Here is a 12,309-nt window from a genome sequence, read left to right on the forward strand (position 1 = left end):
CGGATTCGGACTTGTTCGGAGGACGTGACAACATGCCGTCATGTCCTCCGCACTGACCGATCTCTTCCCTCATCCGATCGTGCAGGCCCCCATGGCGGGCGGTGTCTCCGTCCCGCGTCTCGCGGCCGCCGTGTCCGAGGCCGGCGGGCTGGGGTTCCTCGCCGCCGGGTACAAAACCGCTGATGGCATGTACCAGGAGATCAAGCAGCTGCGGAGCCTGACGACCCGCCCCTTCGGTGTGAACCTGTTCATGCCGCAGCCGGAGTACGCGGACAAGGCCGCCGTCGACGTCTACGCCCACCAGCTGGCCGGCGAGGCCTCCTGGTACGAGACGGAACTCGGCGATCCGGACAGCGGCCGCGAGGACGGCTACGACGCCAAGCTGTCCGTCCTGCTCGACAACCCGGTGAAGGTGGCCTCCTTCCACTTCGGCGTCCCGACGCCGGACGTACTGGAATCGCTGCGCCGGGCCGGCACCTTCACCCTCGTCACCGTCACCACCGTCGAGGAGGCCCTCGCCGTGGAGCGGGCCGGCGCCGACGCGGTGATCGCGCAGGGCATCGAGGCCGGCGGCCACCAGGGCACCCACCGCGACCTCCCGGAGAACGACGGCGCCGGCATCGGCCTGCTCTCCCTCGTCGCCCAGATCCGCGAGACCGTGAGCCTCCCGATCGTCGCCGCCGGCGGTCTGATGCGCGGCAGCCAGATCGCCGCCGCCCTCGCCGCGGGCGCGAGCGCGGCCCAGCTCGGCACGGCGTTCGTGGCCGCGCCGGAGTCCGGCGCCCACGCGCTCCACAAGCAGGCACTCACCAACCCCCTTTTCACGCGTACCGAGTTGACCCGCGCGTTCTCCGGCCGCCCGGCCCGCGGCCTGGTCAACCGCTTCATGCGCGAGCACGGCCCGTACGCCCCCGCCGCGTACCCGGAGATCCACCACCTCACCTCGCCGCTGCGCAAGGCCGCCGCCAAGGCAGGGGACGCGCAGGGCATGGCCCTGTGGGCCGGGCAGGGCCACCGCATGGCACGCGAGCTGCCGGCCGGCCAGCTGGTCGAGGTCCTGGTCGCCGAACTGGCCGCCGCCCGGACAGCGTTGTCGACCGGGGGCGACCTCCGATGACGGCGCCGGTGTTCGTGGTCGAGTCCCTGGAGGGCGTGGGCCCCGGCTCCGTCGCCGAGGTGGACGGCCCCGAGGGACGGCACGCCGTTTCCGTACGGCGGCTGCAGCCCGGCGAGGAGGTCGTGCTGACGGACGGGCAGGGCCGGGGCGCCGCCGGTGTGGTCCTCAGGGCGGAGGGCAAGGACCGGCTGATCGTCGAACTCCGCGCATTCCCCGCCGAGTCCGAGCCCATGCCCCGCATCACCGTCGTCCAGGCCCTCCCCAAGGGCGACCGCGGCGAGTTGGCCGTGGAGACGATGACCGAGACCGGTGTCGACGCGATCGTCCCCTGGGCGGCCTCCCGTTGCATCACGCAGTGGAAGGGCGAGCGGGGTCTCAAGGCCCTCGCGAAGTGGCGGGCCACCGCCCGCGAGGCGGGCAAGCAGTCCCGCCGGCTGCGCTTCCCGGAGGTCGCGGACGCGGCGACGAGCAAGCAGGTTGCCGCACTTCTGGCCAAAGCAGACTTCGCCGCCGTGCTCCACGAGGACCGCGACTACGGCAGCGAGCCCCTCGCCACCGCCGAACTCCCCGCCGAGGGCGAGATCGTGCTGGTCGTGGGCCCCGAAGGAGGCGTCTCCCCCGAGGAGTTGGCCCTCTTCGAGGAGGCCGGGGCGAAGGCGTACCGGCTCGGGCGTAGCGTGCTGCGCACATCGACCGCCGGGACAGCGGCCACGGCCCTGCTCCTGGGCCGCACCGGACGCTGGTCCTGAACCAGGGGAGATCGCCGTGGAACTCGCCCAAGTACGGCTGCTCGTCAGCGACTTCGCCGCCTGCTACCGCTTCTACGCCGAAGTCCTCGGCCTGAAGCCGCAGTCGGGGGCGACGAAGGGGCCGTACGAGAAGTTCAGCCCCACGGTCGGGTCGGCCGGGATCGCCCTGCAGGACCGGGCGATGATGGCCCAAGTCCTCGGTGAACTGGGGGACTTGGTGACCGGGCACCGCTCGCTCGTGGTGCTGCGGGTCGACGACCTGGACGCCTACTGCGAGCAGATCGCCGAGCGGGGAGCCACCCTGCTCCACGGGCCCGCGCCGATGACGGACCGGATGCGGGTCGCGCATCTCAAGGACCCCGAGGGCAATGTGGTGGAGCTTCAGGAGTGGCTGCTGCTCCGGGGCTGACGATCGTGCGCCGGTGACCGCGCCCCCGGCGCACGGGTGGCCGTATGCGCTCTTCCGTGTGCGCCCCGAGGGTGGCAGGCTGCCGTACATGGGGGCGTTGAGGCAGGTTTGGCGTCGGCCGCGCGGGCGGCGAGTGACCGCTGTGGCGGGGCTCGTGATGGTGACCGCGGGCGGAGTCGTCGCGTGCCAGCCCGGTGATCTCAGCGCGGCGACCGTGGCGTACACGACCGACAAGACGGCGACCGCGGAGCTCAAACGGGACCATGTGAGCGTGCGCTACCTGACCTGCACGGGCAACTACGGCAGCGGCAACAAGGCCTACACCCCCGGGAAGACACCCTCGCCGACCGAGAGCACGATCGTCTCCGTCGACTGCCAGGGCCAGACGAACGACAACCGGGACATCACCGTCACCGGCAAGGTCACCCGAGCCGTCGACGGCGCCTGTGTGCGCGGTGATCTGGTCGCCAAGGTGGGCGGCAAGCAGGTCTTCCACGTGACCGGGCTCGGCGACTGCAACGCGGCGACACCGTCGTCCGTGAACAACCCGAACCCGACCCTCACCTACGGCCCGGGACCGACCGTCACCGTCACGGTCACCAAGACGATCTGGTGCAAGGGCGACCCGACCTGCTGGCCGGTCGAGGGCAAGTGACTGCAGGCCCGCAGTGGTCGAGTGACCATCGGCCCGTAGAGGGCAAGTGATCCAAACCGCTGTCGTCGCAGGCCGTAGCTGCATACGCTGATCAGGTGACTCAGCCCTCAGCGTCCGCAGCCCAGGCCTATCTCCGCTTCCCGCACCTGCACGGCGAGTTGGTCGCCTTCACCGCCGAGGACGACGTGTGGCTGGCGTCCCTCGACGGCGGCGGCCGGGCCTGGCGGGTCAGCGCGGAGAACGTGCCGGTGAACCACCCCCGCATCTCGCCCGACGGCACGACCGTCGCGTGGACCTCCACCCGTGACGGCGCCCCCGAGGTGCACATCGCCCCGGTCGACGGCGGTCCCGCCAAACGCCTGACGCACTGGGGCAGTTCACGCACCCAGGTGCGCGGCTGGACGGCGGACGGTCAGGTCCTCGCGCTCAGCACGCACGGCCAGGCGAACCTCCGCCGCAGCTGGGCCCGCACCATCCCGCTGGACGGCGGACCGGCAACCACCCTCCCGTACGGGCCTGTTGGCGATGTAGCCGTCGGCCCGACGGCCACCGTCCTGCTCTCCGCGCCCATGGGCCGCGAGGCGGCTTGGTGGAAGCGCTACCGGGGCGGCACGGCGGGCAAGTTGTGGATCGACCGCGAGGGCGACGGCGAATTCACGCGCCTGCACGAGGAGTTGGACGGCAACATCGAGTACCCGGTGTGGGCGGGCGACCGGATCGCGTTCCTGTCCGACCACGAGGGCACCGGCGCGCTCTACTCCTCGCTGGCCGACGGGACCGACCTCCGCCGGCACACCCCGCTCGACGGTTTCTACGCCCGGCAGGCGGCGGGCGACGGCACCCGGATCATCTACTCCTCCGCCGGTGAACTCTGGCTCCTGGACGACCTGGACGGTGCCGAACCGCGCCGCCTCGACCTCCGGCTCGGCGGCCAGCGCACGGACCAGCAGCCGTTCCCGGTGGTCGCGTCCCGCTGGTTCGGCTCCGCCTCGCCCGACCACACCGCGCGCGGCAGCGCGGTCGCCGTACGCGGCGCCGTCCACTGGGTCACCCACCGCGCGGGCCCCGCCCGCGCCCTCGCCGCCACCCCCGGCGTACGGGCCCGGCTGCCCCGGACCTTCCGCGTGGACGGCGAGGAGTGGGTGGTGTGGGTGACGGACGCCGAGGGCGACGACGCCCTGGAGTTCGCCCCCGCCACCGGCCTCGCCCCCGGCGCGACCCCGCGCAGGATCGCCGCCGGACAGCTCGGCCGCGTCCTCGCCCTCACCGTTGCCCCCGACGGCAGCCGCGCCGCCGTGGCCTCGCACGACGGCCGCGTCCTCCTCGTAGAGCGCGAGACCGGCGAGGTCCGCGAGGTCGACCGCAGCGAGGACGGCGACGCATCAGGCCTGGCCTTCTCCCCGGACTCGGCCTGGCTGGCCTGGTCGCACCCGGGCCCGCGCCCGCTACGCCAGTTGAAGCTCGCCAACACCACCGACCTGTCGGTCACCGAGGCGACCCCGCTCCGCTTCCAGGACTACGCCCCCGCCTTCACCCTCGACGGCAAGCACCTGGTCTTCCTCTCCACCCGCTCCTTCGACCCGGTCTACGACGAGCACGTCTTCGACCTGGCCTTCGTGGTCGGCGACCGCCCGCACCTCATCACCCTCGCCGCGACGACCCCGTCCCCGTTCGGACCGCAGCGGCACGGCCGCCCCTTCGAGGCCCCCGACAAGGACGAGACCCCCGACAGCGAGGGCCGCCCCACCACCCGCATCGACATCGAGGGCCTCGCCGACCGCATCGTCGCGTTCCCGGTCGAGGCCGGCCGCTACTCCAACCTGCGCGCGGCCAAGGACGGCGTCCTGTGGCTGCGCCACCCGGTCCAGGGAGTCCTCGGCGCCACCCGCGCGACCCCCGAAGACCCGGACCCCAAAACCGAGTTGGAGCGCTACGACCTCGCCCAGCAGCGCATCGAACACCTCGCCGGGGACGCCGACCACTTCGAGGTCAGCGGCGACGGCAAACGCGTCCTGCTGTGGACCGAACACAAACTGAGGGTCGTCCCCAGCGACCGCCGAGCCTCCTCCTCCGAGGACGACGACAACGACACGAACATCAACGTCGACCTGTCCCGCATCCGCCAGACCGTCGACCCGGCCGCCGAGTGGCGGCAGATGTACGACGAGACCGGCCGCGTCATGCGCGACAACTTCTGGCGCGCCGACATGAGCGGCATCGACTGGACCGCCGTCCTCGACCGCTACCGCCCGATCCTCGACCGCCTCGCCACCCACGACGACCTCGTCGACCTCCTCTGGGAGGTCCACGGCGAACTCGGCACCTCGCACGCCTACGTCACCCCGCGCGGCGGCCACGGCCACGGCGAACGCCAGGGTCTGCTCGGCGCGGACATCTCCCGTCACGAGGACGGCAGTTGGCGCATCGACCGCATCCTGCCCTCCGAGACCTCCGACCCGGCCGCCCGCGCCCCGCTCGCCGCACCCGGCGTAGCCGTCCGCGCGGGCGACGCGATCCTCGCGGTAGCCGGACAGCCCGTCGACCCGGTAACGGGACCGGCCCCCCTCCTCGTAGGCACGGCGGGCAAGCCCATCGAGCTGACCATCTCCCCGGCAGGCGGCGGAGACCCCCGCCACGCGGTCGTCGTCCCCCTGGCGGACGAAGAACCCCTCTACTACCACGCCTGGGTCGCCGACCGCCGCGCCTACGTCCACGAGAAGTCCGGCGGCCGCCTCGGCTACCTCCACGTCCCCGACATGCAGGCCCCCGGCTGGGCCCAGATCCACCGCGACCTGCGCGTAGAGGTGGCCCGAGAAGGCCTGGTCGTGGACGTCCGCTACAACCGCGGCGGCCACACCTCACAGTTGGTCGTAGAGAAACTGGCGCGACGAATCGTCGGCTGGGACCTACCGCGCGGCATGCGCCCGTACAGCTACCCGGAGGACGCCCCCCGAGGCCCCGTAGTAGCCGTCGCCAACGAGTTCTCCGGCTCCGACGGCGACATCGTCAACGCGGCGATCAAGGCGCTGGGGATCGGCCCGGTGGTCGGCACGCGCACGTGGGGTGGGGTGATCGGCATCGACAGCAGATACCGGTTGGTGGACGGCACGCTGATCACCCAGCCCAAGTACGCGTTCTGGCTTGAGGGTTATGGGTGGGGCGTCGAGAACCACGGCGTAGACCCGGACGTGGAAGTGGTGCAGCGCCCGCAGGACTACGCGGCGGGCAGGGACGCCCAGCTGGACGAGGCAATCAGGCTGGCGTTGGAGGCACTGGAGGGCAGCCCGGCAAAAACACCGCCCACGTTGCCGAGTTAAGGGGCGCGGGGAACTGCGCGCCCAGCCACGACGGCGCCGCACTCAACGACGATACGATGCCCACCGTAAAGGGCCACTCGACTCCCGGAGGGACCATGTCAGGGGAACCGCAGAACGACTGCCTGTTCTGCAAGATCGTCGAGGGCCACATCCCGGCAACGATCGTCCGCGAAACAGCCACCACCGTCGCGTTCCGGGACATCAACCCCCAGGCCCCGACCCACGTCCTGGTGATCCCCCGGGTCCACTACCCCGACGCCGCCTCCCTCGCCGCCGCCGACCCGGCAATCGCCGCCGACGTCCTCCGCGAGGCAGGCGAGGTCGCGGCAGACGAGAAGCTCGACAGCTACCGCGTCATCTTCAACACGGGCACCGGCGTCGGCCAGACCGTGTTCCACGCCCACGCCCACGTCATGGGCGGCCGTGGCATGCAGTGGCCGCCCGGGTAACTCACCATGTCCGTACGTGAATTGGTGGTCCTGGGCACCGCCAGCCAGGTCCCCACCCGGCACCGCAACCACAACGGCTACCTCCTGCGCTGGGACGCCGAGGGCATCCTCTTCGACCCCGGAGAGGGCACCCAGCGCCAGATGCTGCGCGCCGGAGTCGCCGCGCACGACCTCAACCGGATCTGCGTCACCCACTTCCACGGCGACCACTCCCTCGGCCTCGCGGGAGTCATCCAGCGCATCAACCTGGACCGGGTCCCGCACGAGATCACCGCGCACTACCCGAAGTCCGGCCGGCACTTCTTCGACCGCCTGCGCTACTCCACCGCCTACCGCGAGACGGTCGGCATCACCGAGGCCCCGGTGGACACGGACGGGGTGATCGCCCGCACGGCGAACTACACCCTGGAGGCCCGAAAGCTCTCCCACCCCGTCGAGTCCTACGGCTACCGCCTCACCGAACCCGACGGCCGCCGCATGCTCCCCGACCGCCTCGCCGCGCACGGCATCAAGGGCCCGGACGTGGGCCGCATCCAGCGCGAGGGGACGGTCGACGGGGTCTCCCTCGACGACGTCAGCGAGGTACGGCACGGGCAGCGTTTCGCGTTCGTCATGGACACCCGCCTCTGCGACGGAGTGCACGCCCTCGCGGACGGCTGCGACCTGCTGGTCATCGAGTCGACGTTCCTCGACGAGGACGAGCAACTGGCCGTAGACCACGGCCACTTGACCGCAGGACAGGCGGCCAAGGTGGCCCGGGACGCGGGCGTCCGGCACCTCGTCCTCACCCACTTCAGCCAGCGCTACTCCGAGCCGGAGGAGTTCGAGCGGCAGGCGCGGGCCGCCGGCTTCGAGGGAGAGCTGACCGTGGCGCACGATCTACTGAGAGTGCCGGTTCCGAAACGGCGATAAAACACCCGTACGATACTTCGATGCCCATTCCCAAAGCCGAACTGCACCTGCACATCGAAGGCACCCTGGAACCCGAGCTGGCCTTCGCGCTCGCGGCCCGCAACGGCGTCGAGCTGCCGTACGCGGACACCGAGGAACTCCGGAAGGCGTACCTCTTCGAGGACCTCCAGTCGTTCCTGAACCTCTACTACGAGCTGATGGCCGTCCTGCGCACCGAGCGGGACTTCGAGGACCTCGCGAACGCCTATCTCGCCCGCGCCGCCGCGCAGGGCGTACGGCACGCGGAGATCTTCTTCGACCCGCAGGCGCATATCGCGCGGGGCGTGGACATGGGCACGGTGGTGGAGGGCCTGTGGCGGGCGCTGGGCAGCAGCGAGACCCACCACGGCATCTCGACCCGGCTCATCCTGTGCTTCCTGCGCGACGAGTCCGCCGACTCGGCCTTGGAGACCCTGGACGCGGCCAAGCCGTACCTCGACCGGATCACCGGCATCGGCCTCGACTCGGCCGAGGTCGGCCACCCGCCGGCGAAGTTCCGCGAGGTCTACGAGGCCGCCGCCGCGCTGGGTCTACGACGCGTCGCCCACGCCGGTGAGGAGGGGCCGCCGGCGTACATCACCGAGGCGTTGGACGTCCTCGGCGTCGAGCGCGTCGACCACGGGCTGCGGTGCGTGGAGGACGAGGAGCTGGTGGCGCGGCTGGTCCGGGACCGCATCCCGCTGACGCTCTGCCCGCTGTCCAACGTTCGGTTGCGCGCGGTGGACGTCCTCGCCGAGCACCCGCTCCCGGCGATGCTCGACGCGGGTCTGCTCTGCACGGTCAACTCCGACGACCCGGCCTACTTCGGTGGTTACGCGGGCGACAACTTCGATGCGGTGCGAGAGGCCCTTGGCCTGACCGAGGAGCGGTTGCGTGAGCTGGCCCGGAACTCCTTCGTGGCGTCGTTCTTGGAGGATGACGAGGAGCGGCGGGGTCGTTATCTGGCCGAGGTGGAGGCGTACGAGTTCTTGTAGGTGAGTGATGAGGCTGCGGGCCGGTGGGGGCTGGGCGCGCAGTTCCCCGCGCCCCTTTCGGGGCGCGACAGCGGGGCCTGGACAGCGATCTCGACGGTCGATTGCGGCAGGCGGCGCCGGCCCGAGAGGACAGCCACCGCCGTCATCGGCACCGCCACCACGACCAGCCCCGCCGCCAGGATCCCCCCCATCGCCGGGAACCCCGCCCCCGCCGACAGCACACTGCCCGCGAGCGGCCCTGCTGCCGTCCCCAGCGACGAGGCCGAGCCGACGAGGACCGCCCAACGGCCGCGCGGATCAAGGGAGGCGGCGAGGCCGAGGACGTAGGACAGGACGATGGGGTAGAGGGTGTTCCAGGCGATCTCGCCGGTCGCGAATGTCCTCAGGTCGTGTGCGGACGCGCTGAGCACGATGCAGCCCGCGATGAGTGCCGTGCCCGCGCCGATCGGTACCGCGCGGCCCAGCCGGGAGCCGAGTGTGCCCGCGCCGATCACGCCGACGAGGCCGGTGCCGAGCGCGATGGCGAAGACCGCGCCGACGGTGACTTCGGAGAGGTGGGCCTGGGTGATGCCGATGCGGCCGCTGACGCCCCAGAGGGAGTTCTGGGCGAGGGACCAGCACAGCAGGGTGGCGGCGAGGACCAGTCCGGCGCGGCGGTGGGGGAGGCCGGCGGTCTCCACGCGCGCGTGTCCCGTCGCCGTACGGACCGGGAGGCGGCCGGTCAGTGGCCATACGGCCAGTGCGGTCAACGCGATCGCGGCGAGCGGCTGGCCGTGGCCCGCGCCGAGGTGCGGGACCGTGAGATAGACGGCACCCGCGAGCGCGGAGACGCACAACAGGCCGAGCGTGGAGGCGCGGTGGGGGTCGCGTTCGGCGGCTATCCCGGACGCGGCGACCGTGGTGGCCGTACCCGATCCGAAGCCGCCGACGACCGCGCCCGCGATGACCGCGGGGACGGCGTGGGTGAGGGCGGCAGAGCCGTAGCCGAGGACGGCGAGGGCCAGGCCGATCCGGGCGAGGGTGCGCGGGCCGACCCGGTCGACCCGCGAGACGAGCAGGAAGCCCGCCGCGGCCGAACTCAGCAGCAGCGCACTGCCGACGGCACCGGCCTGCGTGGCGGACAGCGGAAGCCCGGCGTCGAGGCGGCCGACGGTGGTGGGCAGGAGGTAAGGGGCGAGGTACCCGGCCGTGAAAAGGGCGACGAGGGGCCAGGGCGTGGTGGTGCTGCGGGCGAACACGGGCGTTCCCAGGGCATGCGAAAGAAGCGGCTCAAAAAGGGGGTTGGGCGACGACCGTCGACGGACAGGAACGCGCGGGCAATTTGTATCAAGCACGCGGTTCGGGAAGAAGGGCGGGGGGTGTGATGTGGGGCACGTTCTGTTTGGGGCGGGGAGCGCCGGGTAAACGCGTACCCGATTTCCCGTGCTGGAGTGATCGCGAGTGAACGTACTCGCCGCCCGGTATCGACTTCGCCCCGATCGTGCTCGACGGCCTTCCCGGACTCTCGAAGGAGCATGAAGTGCGTGTGAATCTGCGTGCCGGACGGCGCCCGCGACTGGCGGGGTTACGCGCAATGGCGACAGTCGCGGTGTCCGCGGCCCTCGTCGTTCCCCTCGCCGCGACCCCGTCGAGTGCGACCACGGTCCACGGGAGCGCGGCGGTCCGACAGGACGGCACCGCGGAGACACGCGCTCAACTGCGGGAGCTGGCGCGGAAGTTGGTGGAAGAAGGAGTGCCCGGGGTGACCGTACGCGTGGACGACGGTCACGGCAGGCCCATCGAGATCTCCGAGCAGGCCGCCTGGACGAAGAAGGACCATCGGCTCAGGGCGGACGACGAGGTGCGGGAAGCGTCCAACACCAAGACGGTGATGGCCACCCTCGTCCTGCAACTGGTCGCCGAGCACCGACTCGCCCTCACCGACCCGGTCGACAAGTGGCTGCCCGGCCAGGTGCGCAACGGCAGGGCGATCACCCTGCGCATGCTGCTCAACCACACCAGTGGGTTGTTCGACTACACCGACGACCCCGCCCTCGCCCCGGCCCTCACCGGCCAGGACACCCACGTATGGACGTCGACGGAAATCCTGAGCCTGGTGAGAAGACACCCGGCACTGTTCGAGCCCGGCACCGAGTGGTCGTACAGCAACACCAACTACATCGCGATCGGCGCCGTCCTGGAGAAGGCCACCGGTAAGACCCTCGCGGCGCTGGTGCGGGACCGGATCGCCGGACCCCTGGGGCTCCGGCACACCTTCTACGCCACCGGCTCCGCCTGGCACGACCGGCACGCGCACGGCTACGAACCCGACGCTGCCCACATGCCACCGGACGTCCCCGACGAGTTCAGGAACTACGCCGGACCGCAGCACGACGACCACGTGGACGTCACCGGCGACTACGTCACGGCCGACGGAGCGGATGCCGCGATCGTGTCCACCGCAGGTGACTGGTCCCGTTTCTACGGCGCGCTGATGTCGGGCCGCCTGCTGCCCGCCGCCCAACTGGCCGAGATGCGCACCACCGTGCCGGAGATCGGGCCGGAGGACCCGGACGAGCTCGGTTACGGGCTCGGCATCGAGACGGCGAAGACCGACTGCGGCACGGTCTGGGACCACGTCGGCATCGTCCCGGGCTACGCGACCTACAACGTCACCGACTCCACCGGCCGGCGCACGGCCTCTTTCTTCTTCGCCACGTCCACTCTTCCCACCAAGCAGGCGCACCAGACCGGCGCGGCCCTGATGGACGCGGTCAACTGCGCCATCTTCGACTGATCACCCCATTCGCGAACTCACGGTCGGGTAAGACGACCGCTACCGCCAGTGCACCGCCCCACCCGCCGCAGGCGCCGTCGACTCGATCTTCGCCCTGACCTCCCGCATCACCGCCACGATCTGCCCCTCGTGCTCCGGCGTCAGCCGAACCACCGGCACCGAGCAACTGATCGCGTCCAGCGCCGGGCTGTCGTAGCGCAGGACGAACCCGAACCCGACGATCCCGAGCACCCCCTCCTCGCGGTCGACCGAATAACCGCGGACGCGGATGGCCGCGAGGTCCGCGGCCAGCGCTTCCCGCGAGGTGTGGGTGTTGGGGGTCGCCGCCTCGTACGGCCCGGGCGGCAACTCGGCATCGTCCCGTTCCGCGAGGAGCGCCTTGCCGAGGGCGCCGACATGCGCGGGCAGCCGTCGCCCCACCCGGCTGATGGTCCGCAGGTACTCGTGCGACTCCCGCGTCGCCAGATACGCCACGTCCCGCCCGTCCAGCCGTCCCATGTGGATCGTCTCGCCGAGCGCCTGGGACGCCTCGTCGAGATACGGCCGTACGACTCTCACGCGTGGGTCGGAGTCCAGATAGCTCGTGCCGGTGAGCAGGGCGTGGATGCCGATGCCGTAGAGGGAGCCGGTGATGTCGGTGCGGACCCAGCCGTGGGCGATCAGGGTCTGGAGCAGGGCGTACATCGAGCTGCGCGGCACGCCCAGCGCGTCGGCGAGTTCCTGGAGGCGTGCGGGACGGTCGCCGCGCGCGGCGAGCAGTTCGAGCAGCTCGACCGTACGGGCGGCGGACTTCACCTCGCGGACGCCACCGGGCTCTGACATGGGGCGATGGTAGCGAGCAGGGGGGGGGCCGGGGCGCCCCATTGACGGCCGTGGTTCGTGTATCTAACCTTTGTCTTCATACGTGGATGA

At 71.4% G+C, this 12,309-nt stretch carries 11 protein-coding genes; 9 read left to right on the forward strand and 2 right to left on the reverse strand.

Features of this window, described 5'->3' with window-relative positions; all coding sequences use genetic code 11:
- Positions 1–40: 40 nt before the first annotated feature.
- The 8 genes from OO70_RS26500 to OO70_RS26535 all read left to right on the forward strand — a co-directional run bounded on the left by OO70_RS26500 (position 41) and on the right by OO70_RS26535 (position 8,621).
- A complete protein-coding gene (locus OO70_RS26500; RefSeq protein ID WP_043676482.1) occupies positions 41–1,117 on the forward strand; it encodes a nitronate monooxygenase in 1,077 nt (358 codons plus the stop codon).
- Positions 1,114–1,866, forward strand: coding sequence for a 16S rRNA (uracil(1498)-N(3))-methyltransferase (locus tag OO70_RS26505; protein WP_043676484.1), 753 nt, complete (start codon positions 1,114–1,116; stop codon positions 1,864–1,866). The genes OO70_RS26500 and OO70_RS26505 overlap by 4 nt, the downstream gene beginning before the upstream one ends.
- A gap of 16 nt (positions 1,867–1,882) precedes the next feature.
- Positions 1,883–2,275, forward strand: a complete 393-nt coding sequence (locus OO70_RS26510) for a VOC family protein (RefSeq protein WP_043676485.1) — start codon at positions 1,883–1,885, stop codon at positions 2,273–2,275.
- Positions 2,276–2,363: 88 nt separating this feature from the next.
- The gene (locus OO70_RS26515) at positions 2,364–2,930 is read left to right on the forward strand and encodes a hypothetical protein (RefSeq protein WP_407702829.1); all 567 of its coding nucleotides are present in this window, start codon (positions 2,364–2,366) and stop codon (positions 2,928–2,930) included.
- 95 nt (positions 2,931–3,025) lie between these two features.
- A complete protein-coding gene (locus tag OO70_RS26520) occupies positions 3,026–6,247 on the forward strand; it encodes a S41 family peptidase (protein ID WP_043676487.1) in 3,222 nt (1,073 codons plus the stop codon).
- A gap of 95 nt (positions 6,248–6,342) precedes the next feature.
- The gene (locus OO70_RS26525) at positions 6,343–6,696 is read left to right on the forward strand and encodes an HIT domain-containing protein (protein WP_043676489.1); all 354 of its coding nucleotides are present in this window, start codon (positions 6,343–6,345) and stop codon (positions 6,694–6,696) included.
- Positions 6,697–6,702: 6 nt separating this feature from the next.
- A complete protein-coding gene (locus tag OO70_RS26530) occupies positions 6,703–7,608 on the forward strand; it encodes a ribonuclease Z (protein WP_043676491.1) in 906 nt (301 codons plus the stop codon).
- A 20-nt stretch (positions 7,609–7,628) separates the two neighbouring features.
- Positions 7,629–8,621, forward strand: a complete 993-nt coding sequence (locus tag OO70_RS26535) for an adenosine deaminase (RefSeq protein WP_043676492.1) — start codon at positions 7,629–7,631, stop codon at positions 8,619–8,621.
- Here the strand turns inward: OO70_RS26535 and OO70_RS26540 are convergent.
- Positions 8,585–9,859, reverse strand: coding sequence for an MFS transporter (locus OO70_RS26540; protein ID WP_043676494.1), 1,275 nt, complete (start codon positions 9,857–9,859; stop codon positions 8,585–8,587). The genes OO70_RS26535 and OO70_RS26540 overlap by 37 nt on opposite strands.
- Positions 9,860–10,194: 335 nt before the next feature.
- On the opposite strand from OO70_RS26540, the gene OO70_RS26545 reads away from it, so the two are divergent.
- Positions 10,195–11,397, forward strand: a complete 1,203-nt coding sequence (locus OO70_RS26545; RefSeq protein WP_043676495.1) for a serine hydrolase domain-containing protein — start codon at positions 10,195–10,197, stop codon at positions 11,395–11,397.
- Between the two features lie 39 nt (positions 11,398–11,436).
- On the opposite strand, the gene OO70_RS26550 is transcribed toward OO70_RS26545, so the two are convergent.
- Positions 11,437–12,219, reverse strand: a complete 783-nt coding sequence (locus OO70_RS26550) for an IclR family transcriptional regulator (protein WP_043676497.1) — start codon at positions 12,217–12,219, stop codon at positions 11,437–11,439.
- Between the last annotated feature and the right edge of the window lie 90 nt (positions 12,220–12,309).

The organism is Streptomyces xylophagus (genome assembly GCF_000716435.1).
In the GTDB taxonomy this organism is placed as follows: Bacteria; Actinomycetota; Actinomycetes; order Streptomycetales; family Streptomycetaceae; genus Streptomyces; species Streptomyces xylophagus.

Bases quoted from the DNA above. Each gene is read 5' to 3' on its own strand.
- OO70_RS26500 (WP_043676482.1), top strand. From the start codon at position 41: ATGTCCTCCGCACTGACCGATCTCTTCCCTCATCCGATCGTGCAGGCC.
- OO70_RS26505 (WP_043676484.1), top strand. From the start codon at position 1,114: ATGACGGCGCCGGTGTTCGTGGTCGAGTCCCTGGAGGGCGTGGGCCCC.
- OO70_RS26515 (WP_407702829.1), top strand. From the start codon at position 2,364: ATGGGGGCGTTGAGGCAGGTTTGGCGTCGGCCGCGCGGGCGGCGAGTG.
- OO70_RS26525 (WP_043676489.1), top strand. From the start codon at position 6,343: ATGTCAGGGGAACCGCAGAACGACTGCCTGTTCTGCAAGATCGTCGAG.
- OO70_RS26530 (WP_043676491.1), top strand. From the start codon at position 6,703: ATGTCCGTACGTGAATTGGTGGTCCTGGGCACCGCCAGCCAGGTCCCC.
- OO70_RS26535 (WP_043676492.1), top strand. From the start codon at position 7,629: ATGCCCATTCCCAAAGCCGAACTGCACCTGCACATCGAAGGCACCCTG.
- OO70_RS26545 (WP_043676495.1), top strand. From the start codon at position 10,195: ATGGCGACAGTCGCGGTGTCCGCGGCCCTCGTCGTTCCCCTCGCCGCG.
- OO70_RS26550 (WP_043676497.1), bottom strand. From the start codon at position 12,219: ATGTCAGAGCCCGGTGGCGTCCGCGAGGTGAAGTCCGCCGCCCGTACG.